This window comes from Myxococcus sp. AB056, assembly GCF_006547365.1.
GTDB classification, from domain to species: domain Bacteria; phylum Myxococcota; class Myxococcia; order Myxococcales; family Myxococcaceae; genus Myxococcus; species Myxococcus virescens.
The window spans coordinates 1-20,831 of record NZ_VHLB01000020.1 but is presented as its reverse complement, the minus strand read 5'-3'; the positions used below and the strand labels follow the sequence as shown (position 1 = coordinate 20,831).

Here is a 20,831-nt window from a genome sequence, read left to right as displayed (position 1 = left end):
CCTGCAGCGGAAACGGACAAATCCACTCGGACCGACACGGACACTCAGGGAAAACACGTATACGCCCGCGTCATCTCCAGGATTCACCGGATCCTGTCGTACAGCGGACATGCGCGTGGATCAGCGCGAAGCGCGTCTGGCGAGCACTGCCTTCACGTCGTCGAGCGAGATGCCCAGAGGCCGGACCGCGACGAGCACGTGGTAGAGCACGTCCGCCGCTTCCTCCGCGGCGCGTGACGGGTCCACGTCCGCGCACGCCGTCACCAACTCCGCGGCCTCCTCGCCCAGCTTCTTCAAGCGCAGGTTGCGGTCCTCCAGCAGGCGCCGCGTGTAGCTGGGAGGCGCATCACCGGGCCGCTCCACCGGCGCGGCGCGCCGAGCGAGCGTGTCATCCAGCGCGCTCAGTGCATCCCAACGGCCTGGGCCGAAGCAGGTCTCCGTCCCCAGGTGACACGCGGGGCCCGCCTTCCTCACGCGCGCGAGCACCGCGTCACCGTCACAGTCGGCGCGGAGCGCCACCACGCGCTGGACGTTTCCACTGGTGGCGCCCTTGTGCCACAGGCCGCGCGTGCGCGACCGGTAGTGCATCTCCCCCGTGGCCAGCGTGCGCTCCAGCGCTTCCCGGTCGGCATGCGCCACCATCAACACGTCACCGGTGCTCGCGTCCTGCGTGACGACCGTCACCAGTCCGTTGCCCTTCGCGAAGTCGAGCGCGTCCAGGTCGAGCATCAGCGTGTCTCCACGGCGCCGAGCCGCTCCCGCACCACGCGTGCCATGGCCGCGTTGGTAGCGATTCCATTTCCGCCGAACGCGGTCCGCCGCCCCGTCCAGTCGGTGAACACACCGCCGGCTTCCTCGATGATGGGCTGCAAGGCCGCTCCATCCCAGGGAGACAGCAGCTCATCCACCATGACCTCCGCGCGCCCGGTGGCGACCAACAGGTAGCCGTAGCAATCCCCCCAGGTGCGGTCCACGGCCGCATCCCGCGCGAGCGCGCGCCAGGCGGCCCCACGCTCGGGGTACACCGGGAAGCGCTCATCCGTGGACAGCACCACGGCCTGGGACAGCTCCGCCTGCGTGGACACGGCCGCGCGCTGGTCGTTCCAGAAGCAGCCCCGCCCCGGCGCCGCCACCAGCAACTCACTCACCGCGGGGAAGTACGCGGCTCCCACGAGGATGCGCTCCCCCTCCGCCAGCGCCACCAACGTGCCCCACAGGGGGACACCGCGGATGAACGTCTTCGTCCCGTCGATGGGATCCAGAATCCACCGGCGCTTCGCGCCCGGGCGGGTCTCGCCGAACTCCTCGCCCAGGATGCCATCCTGGGGGAAGCGCGCATCCAGCCACTCGCGTGCACGGGACTCCGCCGTGCGGTCCGCCACCGTCACCGGAGAGCCGTCCGACTTCGTGTCCACCGCGATGCCACCGCGGAAGAACCCCAACGCCCCGTCACCTGCTATCCGCGCCACCTCGGCGGCGGCCTGCATCAGATTTCCCGAGTCCGTCATGCCAGGCTCCGAATGTGAAGGCCGCTCTCGCGGAGCAGCGCCTTGATGGCGCCCACGGTGGTGACGCCGTCGTGAAGAATGCCCGCGACCAAGGCCGCATCAGCGCCTCCCTCCTGGAACGCGTCCCGGACGTGCGCCGCGCTGCCCGCGCCGCCCGAGGCGATGACGGGCACATCGACCACCTCCGACACAGCCCGCGTCAACGCCAGGTCATAGCCCGTCCGCGCGCCATCCCGGTCGATGCTGGTGAGGAGCACTTCCCCTGCCCCGCGCGCCACACACTCACGCGCCCAGGCCACCGCGTCCAGGTCCGTGGGCTTCCTGCCGCCATGGGTGTAGACGCGCCAGCGGTCGCCGTCTCGCTTCGCGTCGATGCTGGCCACCACGCACTGCGCGCCGAAGCGCTCCGCACATGCGGTGAGCAGCGCCGGGTTGGCCACCGCCGCGGAGTTGATGCTCACCTTGTCCGCGCCCGCACGCAGCGCCCGGCCCACGTCATCGACCGTGCGCACCCCGCCGCCGACAGCCAGGGGAATGAAGAGGTGCTCGGCGGTGCGCCGCACCAGCTCCCACAAGGTGTCCCGCTCCTCGGCGCTGGCGGAGATGTCGAGGAACGTCAGCTCATCCGCACCCTCCGCTTCGTAGCGCCGGGCCAGTTCCACCGGGTCACCCACGTCGCGAAGTCCCTCGAACTGGACGCCCTTCACCACGCGTCCGCCCTTCACGTCCAGACAGACGACGAGTCGCCGCGTGAGCATCACTTCACCTCCAGGGACACGGAGCCCTTCATGCTGAACACCGAGCCGGAGTCCACCATGGCGTCCCGCAGCGCCAGCCCCAGCGCCTTGAAGGACGCCTCCGTCGCGTGGTGGCTGTCCTTTCCGCGCAGCACCCGCAGGTGCAGCGTCACCCGGGCGTGCTCACTGAACGAACGCATCCAGTGCTCGTAGAGCCGGTTCTTCAACGGGCCCTGGTAATAGAAGCGCCCCCCCGCATCCAGGCAGGCCTGAACCAGCGCGTCGTCCATGGGGATGGTGCGCTCGGCGAAGCGCGCGGCCGTGGCGGGAATCACCTGCTGCACCGCCGTGCCCAGCGTGATGGCCACGTCCTCCATCACATGGTGTGTGAGGTCCCCCCGCGCATGCAGCGAGAGGTCCAGACCCGCGTAGCGCGCGAAGGTGGCCAGCATGTGGTCGAAGAACTTCAACCCCGTGTCCACGTTCGTGACGCCCTTGCCCGGCGACAGCTCCACCCGGACCTGCGTCTCCTTCGTCTCCCGAATGACAGTGGTCATCCCGCGAACTCCCGAGCGACTGCGCTCGCATCCAGCCTTCCGGTGTACAGCGCCATGCCAATGACGGCCCCGTATGCGCCCGCCGCCGCGAGGGCCCGCAGGTCCTCCATCGTCGTCACGCCACCCGACGCGTACAGGCGGTGCCGGCTGGTGCTCGCCACCTCCCGCATCAACGGCAGGTCCGCTCCCGACAGCTGCCCCTCCTTGTGGACCGCCGTCACGAGCAGGCCCCCCAGCGGCAAGGGCTCGAAGGCCGCCAGCACCTCCCGGATGTCGCGATGGCTTCCCTCCGTCCAGCCTCGCGTCACCACCTCGCGCCCCTTCACGTCCGCGGCCACCACCACGCGGCCGGGGAAGCGGTTCGCGATGTCCGCCAGCCAGCCGGCGTCTTCGATGGCGCGAGTTCCCACCACCACGAACTCGGCTCCGCCCGACAGGACGGTCTCCACCCGGTCGGAATCGCGCACGCCTCCGCCCACGGAGAAGGTGAGCCCTCGCTCGTAGGAGGCCAGTTGAAAGATGGCGTCCGCGTTGGAGCCCTTGCCCAGCGCCGCGTCCAGGTCCACGACATGGAACGCGCGGAAGCCGTGACGGCGCCACTGCTTCAATGCCTCCAGCGGGTCCTCCACCCGGACCTTCTCCGCTGCGTACGAGCCGCCCACGAGTTGGACACACGCGCCCTCGCGCAGGTCGATGGCTGGAATCGCAATCACGGCGCCACCTCCCGCAGGAAGGCCTGCACGAAGCGCACGCCCGCCGTGGAGGACTTCTCCGGGTGGAACTGCACACCCACCACCCTTCCCCTGCGCACCGCCGCCGGGAAGCGGTCCGCCTCGTGCGTCGTCCACCCCGTCACCACCGAAGCATCCGCGGCGCGGCAGACGAAGCTGTGCGCGTAGTACACGGTGTCCAGCCGCGCACCCGCCAGCGTGCGTTCGTCCTCAACCTGGTTCCAGCCAATCTCGGGCACTCGCTTCGCCGCCAGCCGTGTCACCCGGCCCGCGAAGTAGCCCAGGCCGGCGCCCTCGCCTTCGTCACTGCCTTCAAAGAGCAACTGCATGCCCAGGCAGATGCCCAGGCACGGCAGGCCCTGCTCCAGGGCCGCGCGCATGGCTTCACGCCCTGGCTCGAGCCGCGCCACCGCCGCACCGAATGCGCCCACTCCCGGCAGCACCAGCACGTCGGTGTCCAGCGCACGCAAGGGGTCCTCCTGGACGCGCACCTCAGCGCCCGGCACCGTGGCCAGCGCCTTGGCCAGCGAGTGGAGGTTGCCCGCGCCGTAGTCGAACAAGGTGACTCTCATCGCAGCGCCTCCCGCAGCGCCGCCAGCGCCGTCTCCATCAAGGGCCAGGGCCCCACACCGATTCGGAGCGCGTCACCCACGCCCGTCAGCGCCTGGAACGCCCGCACATTCACGTCCCGCTCTCGCATCCGCTCCGCGACCGCCAGCGCGCCCGGAAGCGGCACCATCAGGAAGTTGGCTTCCGATGGCAGAGTCGTCAGACCCAACGACACCAACTCGCCGCGCAGCCGCTCGCGACAGGCGACGGATTCCTCCGCACGGGCCCGCACCCAGTCCGCGTCACCGTTCAGCACCGAGACGGCCACGGCCTCCGCGACACTGGTGAGCTTGTAGGGTCCGCGAGCCTTCTCGACCTCCGCCACCAATTCGGGTGCTCCGACGCCCCACCCGACTCTCAGCCCCGCCAACCCGAAGGCCTTGGAGAAGGTGCGCGTCACCAGGACATTCGACCGCCGTCGCGCCAGGTCGAGGAAGTCCTTCCCCGGCGCGAAGTCCGCATAGGCCTCGTCGATGATGACGATGCCGGGTGCGTCCTCGGCAACACGCTCCACCGCCGCCCGCGACAGCGCGGTGCCTGTGGGGTTGTTGGGCGAGCACAGGTAGATGACCTTCGCCCCCGTGCCGAGCAGTGCGTCCGCATCCACGTCGAAGTCCGGCTTCAACGGTACCGGCACGCCCTCGAGTCCGTTCGCCTTGGCGAACAGCGGCACCATGACGAAGGTCGGGTCCTGATAGGCCAGCGTGTCCCCGGGCTCCAGGAAGGCGCGCAGCGCCGAGTCGATGACGTCATCCGAACCGCAGCCCGTCGTTATCTCGTCGGGCGCCGCTCCAATGGACGCCGCCAGCGCCCGGCGCAGGTCCGGGGCATAACCCCGCGGATAACGCGGTACGCGGGACACGGTGGTGGCAAGAACCCGCTCCACGGAGGGTGGAACGCCAAAGAGGTTGGTGTTGTCACTCAGGTCCACCCGGCACGGCCGCGTCGAAGGCGCGTACAGCGGAATGTCCCGGTACGAAGCCCGCCTGGGAATCATGGCCGCCCCCAGGCGCGCGCGGCGTCCGCGTGCGCGAAGAGACCTTCACTGTCGGCCAGCCGCCCCACGTCCTCCGCCAGTGACGCCGCCGCCGTGGGCGCGACGCGCTGGTAGGTGGTCCACCGGTAGAAGTCGAGCAGGTTGAGTCCCGAGTACGCCCGTGCCAACCCCGCCGTGGGAAGCACGTGGTTGGAGCCGGTCATGTAATCGCCGTAGGCCACCGACGAGCGCTCCCCCAGGAAGACGGTTCCCGCGTTGCGCACCCGTCCCAGGTCCTCCCGCGGCGACGCGGTGGCGATGAGCAGATGCTCCGGAGCGAAGTCCGCCACGAAGGGCCAGGCTTCCTCCAGGGACGCCACCGTCAGCACCGCGCCGCGAGAGCCCAGCGCCGACGTGACGATCTCCCACCGCTTCGCGCGCTCGGCCTGTCGCTCCACCTCCGCGGCGATGGCGTCCGCCAGCGCGTCGCCCAGCGCCAGCGTGACACACGCCGCCTCCGGATCATGCTCCGCCTGAGCCAGCATCTCCCGCGCCACCGCGGCAGGGTTCGCGGTGTCGTCGGCCACGACCAGGATTTCACTGGGGCCCGCGGGTGCTTCAATCGCCACCGCGCCCACCACCTGCAGCTTGGCCTCGGCCACATAGGCATTACCCGGCCCCACGATGCGGTCCACGCGAGGCACGCTCTCCGTGCCATAGGCCATGGCCGCCACCGCGCCCGCGCCGCCCAGCGAGAAGACGCGGTCCGCGCCCGCCAGGGATGCCGCCGCCAGCACGTTGGGGTGTGGCAATCCATCGGGCCCCGGCGGCGAGCACACGATGACCTCGCCCACGCCCGCCACCTTCGCGGGCACCACGCCCATCAGTACGCTGCTGGGGTACACCGCGCGGCCTCCCGGTGCATACACCCCCACGCGGCCCAGCGGATCCGGCCGCCGGCCCACGAGGACACCGGGCTCGGTTTCGACCTCCACCGATTGCGGCTTCTGCGGCGCATGCGCCAGGACGATGTTGCGGGCCGCTCGGGCCAGCGCGTCCCTGACCGATGGCTCCAATCCGGCGAGCGCCGCGGCACAGACCTCTCGCGGAACCTCCAACGCCGTCAGCTCCACGCGGTCGAACTGCCGCGCGAGTTCGAAGAGCGCCTGGTCTCCTTCCGCTCGCACGCGGGCGATGAGCTCCCGCACGCGCAGCGCGACGCGGGCATCGGATCCAGTCGCGCGGTCCAGCAGACGCCGGAAGTCCTCCCGAGCAAGAGCGGACAGGGGACCGCGGTACCTCAGGGTCGACGAAGCAAGGAAGGCCGTCATGCCATCAACCTTTCAATGCGGGTGACGAGGATGCCCTCGCAGCCCAGTACCTTCAGCGCGTTGATGGTGCGGTAGATGGTCTTCGCCGGCACCACCGCGTGCACGGCCACGAAGTCACCGCCGTCCAGCACGTCCACCACGGTGGGACCATTGAGGCCCGGGAGGACTTCACGCACCCGGATGAGCGAATCCTTCGGCACGTTGGCCATCAGGTAGCGCTTGTCGCGCGCCGCCAACACCGAGCCCAGCGCCTGCTTCAACTCAGCCAGCTTCTGCTGGGTTTCCACCGGGTTGCCCTTGCACGCCACCAGCCGCGCACTGGACTCCAGCACCGTGCCCACCTCGCGCAGGCCATTCATCTTCAGCGTGGAGCCGGTGGACGTCAGGTCCACGACGATGTCCGCGATGCCCAGGTGGGGCGCAATCTCCGCCGCGCCCGACACCGGAACCACCGCGACCCGCTGCCCGCGCCTGGCGAAGAACTCCTGCGTCAGCCGGGGGAAGCAGGACGCGACCCGCATGCCCTCCTTCACGTCCTCCGGCGAGGCGAAGCCGCCCTCCTCCCGCGCCGCCACCACCAGGCGACACCTGCCGAACTCCAGGTCCATCAGCAGGTCCAGCTCGCGTCCGGACTCACACACCAGGTCCCATCCGGTGACACCCGCGTGCGCGGCGCCGTCCGCCACGAACTCTGGGATGTCCTGGGCGCGGACGAAGATGGCCTCGAACTCCCCGCCCAATGACGCGGTGAGCGCGCGCTCGCCCCGGGCCCGCACCTCCAGGCCCGCGTCATTGAACAACTCCCGTACTTCGTCCGAGAGGCGGCCTTTGTTGGGCAGAGCAATCTTCAGCTGCATGGGGGCCCTTCGAGACTGCGAGGAGACAACGACGCGAAAACGAAAAAAGGCCCGTCCTGGGGGGACGGGCCTTCGGTCGCTGCGGCAGGTGCCGAGGTGGGTGGTGCGTCTAGCGTCTCACCCAGGCATGCGCATGGCGAACGGTCCCGTCGGGGCCGAGCCGATGATGCGCATGGTGATGGTGAAGGGACGCGAAGAGCATCGCAGCATGAGTAACGACAAAGCGCCCCGCCGTCAACCGGGCCCGGGGAGAGCCCGCGCAACGCTTGCAAACACCCGCGCGGGCGAGCAGGAAGCGCCCATGCAAGTCGCGGACGTCATCATCGTGGGTGGGGGCATCATGGGCTGCGGCATCGCGCTGCGGCTGCGGCAGGCCGGAGTGCGCGTCGTCGTTCTGGAGCGCTCCATTCCAGGCGCGGAGGCCTCCAGCGCGGCGGCGGGAATGCTCGCGCCCCAGATGGAGTCCGACGGTCCGGGCGCCTTCCTGGATTTGTGCCTGCGCAGCCGCGGCCTCTATCCCGCCTTCGCCGCCGAGCTGCGCGAGCTGTCCGGCGTGGACGTGGCCTACCGGCCCTGCGGCATCCTCAAGGTCGCCTTCAACGAAGCCAGCCTCCACCACCTGGACGCCACGGTGGCGTGGCAGCGTGGCATGGGCCTCCGGGCCGAGTTGCTCGACGGCGCCGCGGCCCGCGCCCTGGAGCCGCGCCTGTCCGCGAAGGCCGTGGGCGCCGCGCACTTCCCGGACGACCATCAGTTGGACAACCGGCTCCTGGTGCGCGCGCTGACGATGGCCGCCGCCCGGCTGGGCGCGGAGTTCCGCAGCGGCTACGTGCGCGGCGTGGTGCAGGAGGGTGGCCGCGCGGTGGGCGTGGACCTGGACGGCGAGTTGCTGCGCGCCGACGCGGTGGTGCTGGCCGCGGGCTCCTGGTCCGCCCTGGTCCAGGGCGCCGGCGTGGAGGCCCGGGCGGTGCGGCCCGCGCGCGGGCAGATGGTTCAATTCCAGACACGCCTGCCCCTGCTGGACCGCATCGTCACGTCCGAGAAGGGCTACCTGGTGCCGCGCGCGGACGGCCGGGTCATCGCTGGCAGCACCATGGAGCTGGTGGGCTTCGACAAGCAGGTGACCGCGGCGGGGCTGGCGCGCATCCTCGACATGGCCCTGGAGCTGTGCCCGGAGTTGGGCTCGGCGCCCATCACCGAGACGTGGGCGGGCTTCCGGCCGTGGACCGAGGACAAGCGGCCCTACCTGGGTGAAGGCCCCGTGCCCGGGCTCTTCCTGGCCACGGGCCACTTCCGCAACGGCATCCTCCTGGCCCCCATCACCGCGAAGCTCGTCGCGCAGGCCGTGCTGGGTGAGCGGCCCGCCGTGGACCTGGCCCCCTTCCGGTACGACCGCTCGTCCGCCCAGCCCCGCACCTGACGCAACCCGACGTCAAGGGTGAGGAGCCGTCCCCCTGCCTCCTCGGCCCAAGGGGGTACGAGCGGGCGGGCGGTCCTACCGCCTGATTCAGAGGGGCGGACAGGACGCGGAGCCTGCCTGTCCCACCCACCTCCAGGGGTCGTCCCCTCGCCAGGCCCCTCAATCGATCAGCCCTGAACCCTGATCCGGTGGTAAATTCCCGTACTCGTTGGCCAATGAATCCCGGAAACCTCTAGAATCGCTCGCTGTGGAAGCCATCCCCCCTGCCCCACCCCGAATCCTCATCGTCGACGATGACGACTCCGTACGAGACGTCATCTCTGTCCTGCTACGTGAGGAAGGCTACAACTGTGTCGTCGCCAACGGGGCCGAGATGGCCCTGGACCTGGCGGGCGAGGAGGAGACGCCGCTCGTCATCAGTGACATGAAGATGCCGGGCAAGGACGGCCTCTGGCTCCTGGAGAACCTCCGCGAGCGGCTCCCCGACACCTCCGTCATCATGCTCACGGGCTACGGTGACACCGAATCGGCCGTGGACTGCCTGCGCCGCGGCGCGGTGGACTACCTGCTCAAGCCACCCAAGCTCACGGACCTCATCCGGGCCATCGAGCGGGCGCTGGCCAAGCGCCGCATCGAGATGGCCCGCAAGCGCTACCAGAAGAAGCTGGAGCGCAAGGTCCGGGACAGGACGGCCGAGCTGCGCAGCGCCCTGCGCGACATCGCCAACACGTACCAGAACACGCTGCTGGCCCTGGTGGCCGCCCTGGACGCGCGCGAGCACGAGACGAGCGACCACTCCCAGCGCGTGGTCAGCTACACGTCCGCCATCGCGCAGCGCATGGGCATCCAGGGCAAGGATCTGGAGGAGATCGGACGCGGCGCGCTGCTGCACGACATCGGGAAGATTGGCGTGCCGGACGCGGTGCTGCTCAAGCCGGGCAAGCTCACCCCGGACGAGTGGCTGGAGATGCGCAAGCACCCGGACATCGGCTTCCAGATGATCCAGGCCATTCCGTTCCTGGACACGCCCGCCTCCATCGTCCTTTCGCACCAGGAGCGCTGGGACGGTGCCGGCTATCCGCGCAACCTCCAGCGGCACGAAATCCACATTGGCGCGCGCATCTTTGCCGTGGCGGACACGCTGGACGCGATGACGAGCGACCGGCCCTACCGCAAGGGCACGACGTTCACCAACGCCATCCAGGAGATCAAACGCTGCGCCAACACGCAGTTCGATCCGGAGGTCGTGCGGGCGTTCCTCGACATTGGCGAGGAGGGGCTGATCCGCATCAAGCAGGAGATGGCGACGAAGAAGCTCCAGCTCCCGCAGGCCGAGCAGGACGCCCATGACGCCGAGGCGGAGCTGGCCCGGCTCACGGATCTGGACGACGACGTGGACGCCGCCGTGCCAGGCCACTCCGCCAGTGACGAGGACGAGCCCAAGTCCGCCGTCGTACGTTCGGCGGCTGGCAACAAGGGGTGAGCCCGGCTGGAAGAGATGACCGCACGGGGGGCGGCTGTTATGAGGACAGGTCCGCCGTGACGACTCCTGCCCTCCAGCCCCCGCCTTCCGCGCTGGCGCCGCCCCTTCTGGACGCGCAGGGGCGGCGGATGACGTACCTGAGGCTGAGCATCACCGACCGGTGCAACTTCCGGTGCAGCTACTGCTCGCCCGCTTCGTGGGGCGGCAAGCGGGACCTGCTGGGCCCCGAGGAGCTGGAGCGCATCACCTCCGTCTTCGCCCGCATGGGAATCCGCCGCGTGCGGCTCACCGGCGGCGAGCCGTTGATCCGCCCGGACATCCTCGACATCGCCCGGCGCATCGCCGCAGTGCCCGGCATCCAGCACCTGGCCATCACCAGCAATGCCAGCCACCTGGAGCGGCTCGCCCGCCCCCTGCGCGAGGCGGGCGTCACCCAGCTCAACCTGAGCCTGGACACCCTCCTGGCGGAGACGTTCCGCCGCATCTCCAAGCAGGGGGACTTCGACGCGGTGCTGCGAGGCGTGGACGCGGCGGCGGGCGCCGGCTACGCGTCTCTCAAGCTCAACGTCGTCGTCATGCGGGGCGTGAACGACGAGGAAGCCTCCGCCCTGATCGCCTATGCGCACGCGCGCGGCTTCACGCCCCGCTTCATCGAGCTGATGCCCTTCGGTCAGGGCACGCCGGTGCCCACCGCGGAGCTGGTAGAGCGGCTCCAGGCGTCAGGACTGCCGCTGGAACCCGAGCCTGATGACACGGGCGACGCCGCCGGACCGGCGCGCTACTGGCGTGCGCCCGGAGGCCGCGTGGGCTTCATCTCCCCGCTCACGCAGAACTTCTGCGGCACCTGCAACCGCGTGCGCGTGGCGTCCAATGGCGACTTGCGCAGCTGCCTCGGCGGCCGGGCGCAGGCACCACTGCACCAGCTCATCCGCGGCGGCGCCAGCGACGTGGAGCTGGCCGTGGCCATCCGCCAGGCGCTGGGCGACAAGCCAGAAGGGCACCGCTTCACCGAGCCCGGTAACGGCGCCACGCTGCTGTCCATGATGGGCATCGGCGGCTGAAAACACGACGGGCGGGCCCGCGCCTTCGCGCCTGGCCCGCCCGAGTGTTCCTGGACCGTTTCCGCCGGCCCCGCGTGGCGCTACTTCACCAGTCGAATGTTGACCGGGTACTTGTAGAGCTGGCCCTCGTTCGCCTTCAGGCCCGCGATGATGGCGAAGACGATGGCCACGATGCCGACGATGGGCAGCAGGACGGCGCCAATGCCGATGCACACGGTGATGGCGCTGACGAAGGCCGCGATGAACATCGTGATCTGGAAGTTCAGCGACTCCACGGCGTGGGCGCGGACGAAGGAGGACTCCTTGCCCTTCGTCAGCATCAGCACCAGCGGCACGGCGAAGCCCAGGCCCACGAAGTTGGCCAGGATGGTGCCCATGTGAGCGAGCAGCCCCATCGTCTTCTCATCCTGGGTCGGCATCGGCGTGCCACTGATGAACGAACCCATTTGCTCCTGCGGCGGAGTCTCCATTGAAAATCCCCTCCAAAGATGTCTCGGGCGCGTGCACCGCACCCAGCGGGGTCCACCATGACACGCACCCGCTCCGATTGTCACGTCCAGGACAGGTGAACTGAAGGGGCACCCGCCTAGCGGTACAACTGGCTCCCCGCCTTCTTGAATTCCTCGCTCTTCTCATCGAGCGCGGACTGAAGCGCGGCGTCGTCGCTCACGCCCTGCTTCGCCGCGAAGTCACGCACCTCTTGCGTGATCTTCATGGAGCAGAACTGCGGACCGCACATGGAGCAGAAGTGCGCCACCTTCGCGCCTTCCGCCGGGAGCGTCTCGTCGTGGAAGGCGCGAGCGCGCTCGGGGTCGAGCGACAGGTTGAACTGGTCCTCCCAGCGGAACTCGAAGCGGGCCTTCGACAGCGCGTTGTCCCGGGCTTGAGCCCCTGGATGCCCCTTGGCCAGGTCCGCGGCGTGGGCGGCAATCTTGTACGTGATGACGCCTTCCTTCACGTCATCCCGGTCTGGCAGGCCCAGGTGCTCCTTGGGCGTCACGTAGCAGAGCATCGCCGTGCCGAACCAGCCGATCATCGCCGCGCCGATGCCGCTGGTGAAGTGGTCGTAGCCCGGCGCGATGTCCGTGGTGAGAGGCCCCAGCGTGTAGAACGGCGCCTCGCCGCACACGGCCAACTGCTTCGTCATGTTCTCCTGGATGAGGTGCATGGGCACGTGGCCCGGGCCTTCAATCATCACCTGCACGTCGTGCTTCCAGGCAATCTGGGTGAGCTCGCCCAGCGTCTCCAGCTCACCGAACTGCGCCGCGTCGTTGGCATCCGCGATGGAGCCCGGCCGCAGCCCGTCTCCCAGGCTGAAGCTGACGTCGTACGCCTTCATGATTTCGCAGATCTCCTCGAAGTGCGTGTAGAGGAAGTTCTCCCGGTGGTGGGCGAGGCACCACTTGGCCATGATGGAGCCGCCACGGCTGACGATGCCGGTCAGGCGCTTCGCCGTCCACGGCACGTAGCGCAGCAGCACGCCCGCGTGGATGGTGAAGTAGTCCACGCCCTGCTCGCACTGCTCGATGAGCGTGTCGCGGTACAGCTCCCAGGTGAGGTCCTCCGCCTTGCCGCCCACCTTCTCCAGCGCCTGGTAGATGGGCACGGTGCCGATGGGCACCGGCGCGTTTCGGAGGATCCACTCGCGCGTCTCGTGGATGTTGCGGCCGGTGGACAGGTCCATCACCGTGTCCGCGCCCCAGCGGATGGACCACACCATCTTCTCCACCTCTTCCTCGATGGAAGACGTGACGGCCGAGTTGCCGATGTTGGCGTTGATCTTCACCAGGAAGTTGCGGCCGATGATCATCGGCTCCAGCTCCGGGTGGTTGATGTTGGCCGGGATGATGGCGCGGCCCCGCGCGATTTCGTCACGCACGAACTCGGGCGTAATCACCCGAGGAATCGCCGCGCCCCACGACTGGCCCGGGTGCTGGGCCGCGAGCGACGCCTCCACCTGGAGGTTCTCCCGCAGCGCCACGTACTCCATCTCCGGGGTGATGATGCCCTTGCGCGCGTAGTGCAACTGCGTGACGTTGGCGCCGGACTTCGCCACGCGCGGTGAGCGGCGGTGGGCGAAGCGCAGGCCCGCCAGACGCGGGTCCGCTTCACGGGCGCGGCCGTATTCGGAGCTCACGCCGGACAGCGCTTCAGTGTCATTGCGGCCCAGGATCCAGGACTCGCGCAGCGCGGGCAGCCCCTGCCGCAGGTCGAGCTCCGCTGCTGGATCCGTATACGGCCCGCTGGAGTCGTAGACGTGCACGGGCGGGTTGGCCGTCTCCTTCGCGTCCGGGCCGTGGCCGAGGCGCGTGGGCGTCTGGCTGATTTCGCGCAGGGGCACGCGCAGGTCCGGGTGCAGCACGCCGGGCACGTACACCTTGCGCGAGGCTGGCAGCGGGCCCCGGCTGATTCCCTCCAGCACCTTCCCGTCGACCTTCAGGCTTCTGGACGCTCCGCTCATCACGCATCTCCTCTTGAGAGGGCGGACGGGCAGGCGGTCGGGGGGCAGCAAGCCTCCCGGGCCGCTTCCCTCCGCCGGTACGAACCGGTTCAGGTTCCAAGGGTTGGCCGGGACCACGGCCGTCTCAGTCCCTTCCGGGACACCCCTAGCGACTGGGTGAGCATGTAGCGCACAGCGCGGCCGGCTTCAACCCGGCCGCGGGCGCAAGCGCTTGTCGACCGCGCAATGTCTGCGGAGCGGCGGGCGTCCACGCAAACCTTGCGCGCCCCAAGGCAGGGAAACACCGTTCCCTGGGGCAGACCTGTTGGCCCCGGAGATGCAACGATGACGGGACAATCGTCGTCTTCCACCCGCCAGGAGTACCGCCATGCAGATTGTCGGAGAGCTGATGACCCGTGACGTCGTCACGCTCAAGGAAACGCAGAACCTGGCCAAGGCGGATGAGCTGCTCCGGCTGCACCGCATCCGTCACCTGCCGGTGGTGCGGCAAGAGAAGCTGGTGGGCCTCATCACCCACCGCGACCTGCTGCGCGCCGCCGCCACCCACGCCACGGACCCGGCCGCGCAGCCGCTCTGGGCCGCGGACATCATGACGCGCGACGTGCAGACGGTGCGCCCGGACACGCCGCTGCGCCGGGCGGTGACGCTGATGCTCGAGCACAAGTACGGCTGCCTGCCCGTGGTGGATGAGGGCGGCGTCCTCCAGGGCATCCTCACCGAGGCGGACCTGGTCCGCTACGCCCAGCACCTCATCGGCGAGCAGGACCGCCGGGAGCTCGCCGCCGAGTTCAATGCCTGACCCCTCCGCCAGCGCGTGAGGGGCGGGCCCGTGTCCCCTCTCCGCCTGGCGTGCTCCCCCCGCCACAATGTCCCCCACTCCCCTGACCGGAGCGGCCTCCGCCGAGGCCCCCCTCTCCGCGACTCCACCCGGCGTCTCCGCGCCCCGGCATGCGTTCGCGCTGGCCGGGCTCACGGGGGTCGCGCTGGTGGCGTTCCTCGGCGTCGAGGGACCGGTGGCCACGCGCACGGTGCTCATCGGCGGTGCCTGTCTGGTGCTCTGGCTGACAGAGGTGGTTCCCTCGTTCGTGCCCACGCTGTTGCTGCTGGGCGCCACGCCCCTCCTCCTGGGGCCGCTGGACCGCGCCTATCAGCTGCCGTCGGTGCTCGCGTGGTGCGCGGACCCGGTGCTCATCCTGTTCCTGGGTGGCTTCACGCTGGAAGTGGCCGCCATGCGGCACGGACTGGACGCCTCGGTGGCGCGGCACGTGATGCGGCTGTCGGGTGGGCGGCCGCGGCGGCTGGTGTTGCTGGTGATGGCGGGCGTCGCCTTCCTCTCCATGTGGATGTCCAACGTGGCCGCGGCGGCGATGATGCTGGCCGCGCTGCGTCCCCTGCTCCAGGCCATGCCCGCGGGCGCGCCGCTGCGGCCCGCGCTGCTGCTGGGCGTGGCCCTGGGCGCCAACGTCGGCGGCATCGCCACGCCCGTGGGCAGCGGCCCCAATGCGCTCGCCGTATCCGCTGCGTCCGCGTATGCGCAAGTCACCTTCGCGAAGTGGATGTCCTTCGCCCTGCCGCTCACGCTGCTCCTGCTGCTGGCGGGCTTCGGCCTGGTGCTGCTGCGCTTCCGCGTGGGCGGCAGGCTGACGCTGCCCACCGAAGCGCCCGTGTCCCTGGCGCGCTCGGGACGCCGCGTGCTCTGGGTGAGCGCGGCGTGCGTGGTGGCCTGGCTGTCGGAGCCGCTCCACGGTGTGCCCGCGCCCGTGGTGGCGCTGGCCGCCACCGCGCTGCTCTTCGGCAGCGGCCTGCTGAAGCGCGAGGACCTGGGCCGGTTGGACTGGGCAACGCTGCTGCTCATCGCCGGCGGCATCGCCCTGGGCCGGCTGCTGGAGCACTCCGGGCTCATCGCTCGCGCACTTGCCGGCGCGGACCTTGCGGGCTGGCCGGTGCCGGTGCAGTTGGGGGTATTGGTGGCCGTCGCGGCGGTGCTGTCCGCGCTGATGAGCAACACGGGGACGGCGGCGCTCCTCATCCCCCTGGCCACACAGCTGCATCCCGCCGCTTCGACGCCGGTCCTCGTGGCCCTGGGATGCTCGCTGGGCATGCCCTTCGTCATCAGCACCCCGCCCAATGCGATGACGGTGGGCGAGGGGCTGGCCTCCTCCGAGCTGATGAAGTTGGGGGTTCCCCTGATGTTGGGCGGTTGTCTGCTGGTGAGCGTCTCGGGCCCTGCCGTGCTGCGCCTCTTTGGGTTGCCATGAGTTTCTCTCCACGCCTGCGCGGCACCACGGTACGAACGTGGCGTCCCGGAAGAAGCAGTCGCGCGGCATGCGCGTTGAAGGGGCACTGCCTGCTCAGGCTTCGGCGGAGGTGAGCTCGTGACGAACGTGACCATCACTGAGTATGAAACGCGCCTCTATTGGCAGGGAGAGCGCGGCGCCGTGCTGACGAGCGACCGTGCGCCGCCCGTGCCCATTGGCCAGCCGCTGACCGGGCAGGACACCGTGGCCGTGGGCCCCTGGTCCCCGGAGGCCTTGCTCGTGGGCGCGGTAGAGGGACGCACCCTGCTGGCGTTCCTGGAGCAGGCGCGGGAAGCGGACGTGCGCGTGCTCTTCTACCAAAGCTCCGCGGTGGCCCGCGTGGTGTGTGGCGCGGACCAGCCGCCGCACCTCACGGATCTCATCGTGCGCCCACACGTGGCCGTGGCCACCGAGGCCGACGCGGAGGCCGTCCGCCTCATCTTCACCGAACTCCCCGCGCACTGCTTCCCCAGCTCCGTCATCAACATCACTCCGCGCATCGAACCGGTGGTCGAGACGTGGCACGCTCGTAGCAGTGGTCGAAGCGTACCCGCCGCGACCGCCCCCGCATCCTGACCTGACAGCAAAGGCTCCCCTTCCCCCATGTCCCCACAGCGCATCCTGGTCGTCGACGATGAGGACAATGCCCGCCGGGCGATTGCCACCATCCTGAATGAGGAAGGCTACGAAGTGGCCGAGGCCGCCAACGGCGCCGAGGCCCTGGCTCGCATCGGCGAGTTCTCCCCCGCGGTGGTGCTCACCGACGTGCGCATGCCGCAGATGGACGGCCTCACGCTGCTGAAGACGGCCCGCGAGCAGGGCAGCGACGCCACCTTCGTGATGATGACGGCGTTCGCCAGCGTGGAGACGGCCGTGGAGGCCATGAAGTCCGGCGCGGACAACTTCCTGCTCAAGCCGTTGGACGCGGACCAGGTGCTCGTCACCCTGGGCAAGGTGCTGGAGAAGCGCAGCCTGCGCCAGGAGGCCGAGGCGCTGCGGGACCAGGTTCGCTCGCGCGTCCGCCGCTTCCACGACATCATCGGCGAATCGCCCCAGCTCCAGGGCATCTACGACGTCATCCGGAGGGCGGCCGGCACGCGCGCCACGGTGCTCATCCTGGGCGAATCGGGCACGGGCAAGGAGTTGATTGCCCAGGCCCTGCACCAGGAGTCGCCACGCAAGGACAAGCCCTTCATCCGTGTGCACTGCGCGGCCCTGTCCGAGAACCTGCTGGAGAGCGAGCTGTTCGGCCACGAGAAGGGCTCATTCACGGGAGCGCTGGCCCGGAAGGAAGGCCGCTTCGAGCTGGCGGACGGTGGCACGCTGTTCCTGGACGAGATTGGCGAAATCTCTCCCGCCGTTCAGGTGAAGCTGCTGCGCGTCCTCCAGCAGCGTGAGTTCGAGCGCGTGGGTGGCACCCAGACGCTGAAGGTGGACGTGCGCATCGTCGCGGCCACGCACCGGGACCTGGTGGCCGAGGTGAAGGCGGGCCGGTTCCGCGAGGACCTCTACTACCGGCTCAACGTGGTGAGCGTGACGCTGCCGCCGCTGAGGGACCGCAAGAGCGACGTCCCCGCGCTGGTGAACCACTTCCTGGAGAAGTACAGCGATTCATACGGCAAGCAGGTGCGAGGTCTGGCGCCCGGGACGCTCCAGGCGCTGCTGTCCCATGACTGGCCGGGCAACATCCGCGAGCTGGAGAACGCCATCGAGCGCGCGGTGGTGCTGGCGCAGGGACAGGAGCTGACCACGGATGACCTGCCGCCGGTGCTGCGCGGCCCCCGGCCGCATGGGACGTCCACGGGCGCGCTCATCCCCGGCGCCACGCTGGCAGCCATCGAGCGCGAGGCCATCCTGCGCACGCTGGAGATGGTGCAGGGCTCCACGTCCCGGGCCGCCGAGGTGCTGGGCATCAGCGTGCGGAAGATTCAGTACCGGCTCAAGGAGTACAGCACGCCGGATGGCGCGCCGCTCAAGGTCGTGGCCGATGAGGCGGAGGACCTGGCCGCGGAGTCGTAGCGGTTTGATGGGTGGGCTGAGGCACTGCTAGCGTGCCCTGGATGGGATGGCGTTCGAGGCGAGCCTCGGTTCACCGGGGCAACGTGCTGCTGCGGGTCCTGGTATGGGGCGTGAGCGGAATCCTGCTGCTCGCCATGTTGGCCCTCATGGCCTTCCACGTCTGGTCTCAGCGCCAATATGGCCCCGCCATCGGGCAGTTCCGGGCCGACGTCACGGCGCATGTGGAGTTCTTCTGCGAACAACAGGCGCTGGTGGGCGCGGAGCCGTGGTTTCACGAACCGCGGGGCTCGGGCGATGCGGGCCCGCTGCTCAACGAATGGCTCCGCGTGGCTTCCGGCCCGCCCGGTCTGGAAGAGTCACCCCTTCGGCTCCCGGCACACCTTCTGTTGCTCCAGAAGGCCGAGAGCATGGAGGACTGGATAACGACGGACCTGGACCTCGACAGCCTGGACTTCGGCTGGATGCGCCAGATGCATGCGTTCGACCACTGGAATGCCATTCCCCGTGCGTCCATCGCACCGGGCGAGCCTTTCGACCTGATGTCCGCGTCCTTTCCGGAGTTCTCACTCCTGGTGCTCTGGTCGAAGTTGCGGCTCCGGCATGCGATTGAACAGGGGACGCCGCTGGAAGCCGTGCGCGACGTGAGGCAGCTCGCGTGGCTGGCCTACCGCACGGACACGCTGGTGGGCGGCATGGTCGCCCTCTCATTGCTCACCGCCGAACACAGGCTCCACGCCACCTTGGAGAATCCCCCGCCTGACTGGCGGCCCATGAGCCTCGAACAACAGAGGCGCTTCAAGGCCGTGCTGTGGTCCGCCTCTGCCTTTTCGAGCATCGCTTCTCCCATGGAGGTCGGCGAGAAGGCACGCGCGTGTGAGCCGGCGATTGGCCGCTGTATTGGCCTGGTGGAGGCCGCCCGTCGAGGCCGTTACCTGGAACCCTATGCGAAAGGCACGCACCGGCAGGCGTACCTGGAACTCAAGACAGCCAGCGCGGCGGGCCACTGCCCCACGCAACTGCTGGCGTCCATCTGGGAGCAAGGGCTCACGGTGACGGATGACGATACAATGCGGGGTGCAGGGGACGAGCGTCCCCTGGCGGCGCGGCTGATTCCCACGAGCGCCCTCAGGGGCCCCTTCGCACTCCAAATCCTGGCATCGTCGCTGACCACCCTCGACCCACTCCGCGAGCTCAAAGCCCTGTCCCCCGCCCCCTAGCAAGGGCAGTGCATTCCAGGAACGGCCATCTACGACGGGCGTCGTTGACTCTTACGACGGCCGTCGTAATACTCCACGAGATGACCACCCACGCCCTCCCGCAGCCGACGCGGGCCGAGCTGGCCATCCTCCGCGTGCTCTGGAAGCAGGGCCCCAGCACCGTCCGACAGGTGCACGAGCTGCTTCGGGGCACCCAGGACAAGGACACCGGCTACACCACGGTCCTCAAGCTCCTCCAGAACATGACGGAGAAAGGCATCGTCCAGCGTGACGAGAGCGAGCGGACCCATGTCTATGAAGCCGCCATCAGCGAGACGCGCACCCAGCGCGACCTCCTGCGCGACTTGATGGACCGGGCCTTCGGGGGGTCCGCCACGTCGGTCGTGGCCCAGGCGTTGTCCATGAAGCGCGCGTCCGCCGAGGAGCTGGCGGAGATTCGCAGGCTGCTCGACGCACACGAAAAGCGGGGGAAGTGATGGACGCGCGTTATCTCCACGCCCTGGAGCAGGCGCTGCTCGGCTTCCTGTGGCAGGGCGCGGTGGTGGCCCTGGCGGTCGCGGGTATCCTGTCCCTGACGCCGCAGCGCGCCGCGCGGGCGCGTTACGCCACCGCGTGTCTGGGGATGGTGGCCATGGCCGTGCTGCCTGTGGTGACGTTCCTGACCGCGCTGGCGGAGGCCTCGCGCGCCGCGACGTTCGGCGCCTTCGAGTCCCTGAGCCAGTCCCGCATGCTGGCCGTGGTCACGACGGAGACCGCCTCCCTGGCGGCTCCGCACTGGACGGAGGTGCTCCGGCCCTGGCTGCTGCCGGCGTGGTGCTGCGGCGTGCTCCTCCTGTCGGCCCGGACCGTGGCTGCCTGGCTCATCACCCACCGGATGGCCCGGCAGGAGACGCAAGCCCCCTCGGCCCACTGGAGTGAGGCGCTGACCCGTGCGTTGCGCCACGTCCGCCTGTCCCGGCCCGTGCGCCTGCTGGCCTCCGCCCGCGTCGACGTGCCCATGGTCATTGGCCTGTGGCGCCCCCTCATCCTGGTGCCGGCGGGTGCCATCACCGGGCTGTCCGCCGCGCAGTTGGAGGCCATCCTCGCCCACGAGCTGGGCCACATCCGGCGCCACGACTACGTGGTCAACCTCCTCCAGTCCTTCGTGGAGACCCTCCTGTTCTACCACCCGGCCGTCTGGTGGCTGTCCCACCGCATCCGCGAGGAGCGTGAGCACTGCGCGGATGACCTGGCCGTCCAGTGCTGCGGGGATGCGCTGCTCTACGCCCGCGCCCTGGCCCACATCGAGGAGCTGCGCCTGGCCCCATCACCCCACCCCGCCCTGGGCGTCAGCGATGGCTCGCTGCTGATGCGCGTTCGCCGGCTGCTGTCCGCGTCCGAGGACATGACGCCGCGCAGGTCCTGGCGGCTCGCCAGCGGACTGGGCAGCGCCGTGCTCGCCGTGGCCCTGGGGTCGTCACAACTGCCGGAGACGGCCCACGCCACGGAGCCGGTGAGCGCGCCGCCCCTCCACGTGGAGGCAGCCCCCAGCACCGTGCAGCGGCTGTCCAGCCCCATGCCCATGCAC

Annotated in this window: 21 protein-coding genes and 1 riboswitch; of the genes, 10 read left to right on the top strand and 11 right to left on the bottom strand. The window is 69.7% G+C overall.

Annotated features, from left to right (window positions below):
• Positions 1–120 precede the first annotated feature (120 nt).
• From hisIE to hisG, 9 genes are read right to left on the bottom strand one after another with little or no spacing between them, the layout of a single operon-like run.
• Positions 121–729: a bifunctional phosphoribosyl-AMP cyclohydrolase/phosphoribosyl-ATP diphosphatase HisIE gene (gene hisIE, locus FMP39_RS11775; RefSeq protein WP_141590007.1), complete on the bottom strand. Its 609-nt coding sequence runs from the start codon at positions 727–729 to the stop codon at positions 121–123.
• Positions 729–1,508 carry a histidinol-phosphatase gene (gene hisN, locus FMP39_RS11770; RefSeq protein ID WP_141590006.1) on the bottom strand — a complete coding sequence of 260 codons (780 nt, stop codon included), beginning with the start codon at positions 1,506–1,508 and terminating at the stop codon, positions 729–731. Before hisN ends, hisIE begins: the two co-directional genes overlap by 1 nt.
• The gene (gene hisF, locus FMP39_RS11765) at positions 1,505–2,269 is read right to left on the bottom strand and encodes an imidazole glycerol phosphate synthase subunit HisF (RefSeq protein WP_368667063.1); all 765 of its coding nucleotides are present in this window, start codon (positions 2,267–2,269) and stop codon (positions 1,505–1,507) included. The genes hisN and hisF overlap by 4 nt, the downstream gene beginning before the upstream one ends.
• Positions 2,266–2,802: an imidazoleglycerol-phosphate dehydratase gene (locus FMP39_RS11760; protein WP_090490653.1), complete on the bottom strand. Its 537-nt coding sequence runs from the start codon at positions 2,800–2,802 to the stop codon at positions 2,266–2,268. Before FMP39_RS11760 ends, hisF begins: the two co-directional genes overlap by 4 nt.
• Entirely contained in the window at positions 2,799–3,515 is a 717-nt protein-coding gene (locus tag FMP39_RS11755; protein WP_141590004.1) for a HisA/HisF-related TIM barrel protein, read from the bottom strand. The genes FMP39_RS11760 and FMP39_RS11755 overlap by 4 nt, the downstream gene beginning before the upstream one ends.
• On the bottom strand, positions 3,512–4,105 hold the full coding sequence (gene hisH / locus FMP39_RS11750; RefSeq protein ID WP_141590003.1) for an imidazole glycerol phosphate synthase subunit HisH: 594 nt from the start codon (positions 4,103–4,105) through the stop codon (positions 3,512–3,514). Before hisH ends, FMP39_RS11755 begins: the two co-directional genes overlap by 4 nt.
• The gene (locus FMP39_RS11745; RefSeq protein WP_141590002.1) at positions 4,102–5,139 is read right to left on the bottom strand and encodes a histidinol-phosphate transaminase; all 1,038 of its coding nucleotides are present in this window, start codon (positions 5,137–5,139) and stop codon (positions 4,102–4,104) included. The genes hisH and FMP39_RS11745 overlap by 4 nt, the downstream gene beginning before the upstream one ends.
• Entirely contained in the window at positions 5,136–6,449 is a 1,314-nt protein-coding gene (gene hisD, locus FMP39_RS11740) for a histidinol dehydrogenase (protein ID WP_141590001.1), read from the bottom strand. The genes FMP39_RS11745 and hisD overlap by 4 nt, the downstream gene beginning before the upstream one ends.
• Complete coding sequence (gene hisG / locus FMP39_RS11735; protein WP_141590000.1) at positions 6,446–7,306, bottom strand: ATP phosphoribosyltransferase; 861 nt, start codon at positions 7,304–7,306, stop codon at positions 6,446–6,448. The genes hisD and hisG overlap by 4 nt, the downstream gene beginning before the upstream one ends.
• Positions 7,307–7,607: 301 nt before the next feature.
• On the opposite strand from hisG, the gene thiO reads away from it, so the two are divergent.
• From thiO to moaA, 3 genes are all read left to right on the top strand, one after another.
• Positions 7,608–8,726, top strand: coding sequence for a glycine oxidase ThiO (gene thiO / locus FMP39_RS11730; RefSeq protein ID WP_141589999.1), 1,119 nt, complete (start codon positions 7,608–7,610; stop codon positions 8,724–8,726).
• 247 nt (positions 8,727–8,973) lie between these two features.
• The gene (locus FMP39_RS11725) at positions 8,974–10,209 is read left to right on the top strand and encodes an HD-GYP domain-containing protein (RefSeq protein ID WP_141589998.1); all 1,236 of its coding nucleotides are present in this window, start codon (positions 8,974–8,976) and stop codon (positions 10,207–10,209) included.
• Positions 10,210–10,265: 56 nt separating this feature from the next.
• The gene (gene moaA / locus FMP39_RS11720; protein ID WP_141589997.1) at positions 10,266–11,270 is read left to right on the top strand and encodes a GTP 3',8-cyclase MoaA; all 1,005 of its coding nucleotides are present in this window, start codon (positions 10,266–10,268) and stop codon (positions 11,268–11,270) included.
• Between the two features lie 80 nt (positions 11,271–11,350).
• Here moaA and FMP39_RS11715 read toward each other — a convergent pair whose 3' ends face one another.
• Positions 11,351–11,740, bottom strand: coding sequence for a DUF4870 domain-containing protein (locus tag FMP39_RS11715; protein WP_090490662.1), 390 nt, complete (start codon positions 11,738–11,740; stop codon positions 11,351–11,353).
• 116 nt (positions 11,741–11,856) lie between these two features.
• Positions 11,857–13,731, bottom strand: coding sequence for a phosphomethylpyrimidine synthase ThiC (gene thiC, locus FMP39_RS11710; protein WP_090490663.1), 1,875 nt, complete (start codon positions 13,729–13,731; stop codon positions 11,857–11,859).
• A 49-nt stretch (positions 13,732–13,780) separates the two neighbouring features.
• A riboswitch (TPP riboswitch) is annotated at positions 13,781–13,888 on the bottom strand.
• Positions 13,889–14,098: 210 nt separating this feature from the next.
• On the opposite strand from thiC, the gene FMP39_RS11705 reads away from it, so the two are divergent.
• From FMP39_RS11705 to FMP39_RS11675, 7 genes are all read left to right on the top strand, one after another.
• Positions 14,099–14,530 (top strand): CBS domain-containing protein, encoded by a 432-nt coding sequence (locus FMP39_RS11705; RefSeq protein ID WP_011554239.1) that lies wholly within the window; start codon positions 14,099–14,101, stop codon positions 14,528–14,530.
• A gap of 67 nt (positions 14,531–14,597) precedes the next feature.
• On the top strand, positions 14,598–15,989 hold the full coding sequence (locus FMP39_RS11700; RefSeq protein WP_141589996.1) for an SLC13 family permease: 1,392 nt from the start codon (positions 14,598–14,600) through the stop codon (positions 15,987–15,989).
• Between the two features lie 117 nt (positions 15,990–16,106).
• Positions 16,107–16,604 (top strand): OsmC family protein, encoded by a 498-nt coding sequence (locus FMP39_RS11695; protein WP_011554242.1) that lies wholly within the window; start codon positions 16,107–16,109, stop codon positions 16,602–16,604.
• A gap of 27 nt (positions 16,605–16,631) precedes the next feature.
• Positions 16,632–18,047 carry a sigma-54 dependent transcriptional regulator gene (locus FMP39_RS11690; RefSeq protein ID WP_090490665.1) on the top strand — a complete coding sequence of 472 codons (1,416 nt, stop codon included), beginning with the start codon at positions 16,632–16,634 and terminating at the stop codon, positions 18,045–18,047.
• A 41-nt stretch (positions 18,048–18,088) separates the two neighbouring features.
• On the top strand, positions 18,089–19,264 hold the full coding sequence (locus tag FMP39_RS11685) for a hypothetical protein (RefSeq protein WP_228557903.1): 1,176 nt from the start codon (positions 18,089–18,091) through the stop codon (positions 19,262–19,264).
• Between the two features lie 80 nt (positions 19,265–19,344).
• Positions 19,345–19,740 (top strand): BlaI/MecI/CopY family transcriptional regulator, encoded by a 396-nt coding sequence (locus FMP39_RS11680; RefSeq protein WP_140863658.1) that lies wholly within the window; start codon positions 19,345–19,347, stop codon positions 19,738–19,740.
• Positions 19,740–20,831 (top strand): M56 family metallopeptidase (locus FMP39_RS11675; protein WP_228557902.1); only part of this gene is annotated, 1,092 nt, incomplete at its 3' end. The genes FMP39_RS11680 and FMP39_RS11675, both read left to right, overlap by 1 nt.

Coding starts and splice junctions, on each gene's coding strand:
- hisIE (WP_141590007.1), bottom strand. CDS start 729: ATGCTCGACCTGGACGCGCTCGACTTCGCGAAGGGCAACGGACTGGTG.
- hisN (WP_141590006.1), bottom strand. CDS start 1,508: ATGACGGACTCGGGAAATCTGATGCAGGCCGCCGCCGAGGTGGCGCGG.
- FMP39_RS11760 (WP_090490653.1), bottom strand. CDS start 2,802: ATGACCACTGTCATTCGGGAGACGAAGGAGACGCAGGTCCGGGTGGAG.
- hisH (WP_141590003.1), bottom strand. CDS start 4,105: ATGAGAGTCACCTTGTTCGACTACGGCGCGGGCAACCTCCACTCGCTG.
- FMP39_RS11745 (WP_141590002.1), bottom strand. CDS start 5,139: ATGATTCCCAGGCGGGCTTCGTACCGGGACATTCCGCTGTACGCGCCT.
- hisD (WP_141590001.1), bottom strand. CDS start 6,449: ATGACGGCCTTCCTTGCTTCGTCGACCCTGAGGTACCGCGGTCCCCTG.
- hisG (WP_141590000.1), bottom strand. CDS start 7,306: ATGCAGCTGAAGATTGCTCTGCCCAACAAAGGCCGCCTCTCGGACGAA.
- thiO (WP_141589999.1), top strand. CDS start 7,608: ATGCAAGTCGCGGACGTCATCATCGTGGGTGGGGGCATCATGGGCTGC.
- FMP39_RS11715 (WP_090490662.1), bottom strand. CDS start 11,740: ATGGAGACTCCGCCGCAGGAGCAAATGGGTTCGTTCATCAGTGGCACG.
- thiC (WP_090490663.1), bottom strand. CDS start 13,731: ATGAGCGGAGCGTCCAGAAGCCTGAAGGTCGACGGGAAGGTGCTGGAG.
- FMP39_RS11705 (WP_011554239.1), top strand. CDS start 14,099: ATGCAGATTGTCGGAGAGCTGATGACCCGTGACGTCGTCACGCTCAAG.
- FMP39_RS11700 (WP_141589996.1), top strand. CDS start 14,598: ATGTCCCCCACTCCCCTGACCGGAGCGGCCTCCGCCGAGGCCCCCCTC.
- FMP39_RS11690 (WP_090490665.1), top strand. CDS start 16,632: ATGTCCCCACAGCGCATCCTGGTCGTCGACGATGAGGACAATGCCCGC.
- FMP39_RS11685 (WP_228557903.1), top strand. CDS start 18,089: ATGGGATGGCGTTCGAGGCGAGCCTCGGTTCACCGGGGCAACGTGCTG.
- FMP39_RS11680 (WP_140863658.1), top strand. CDS start 19,345: ATGACCACCCACGCCCTCCCGCAGCCGACGCGGGCCGAGCTGGCCATC.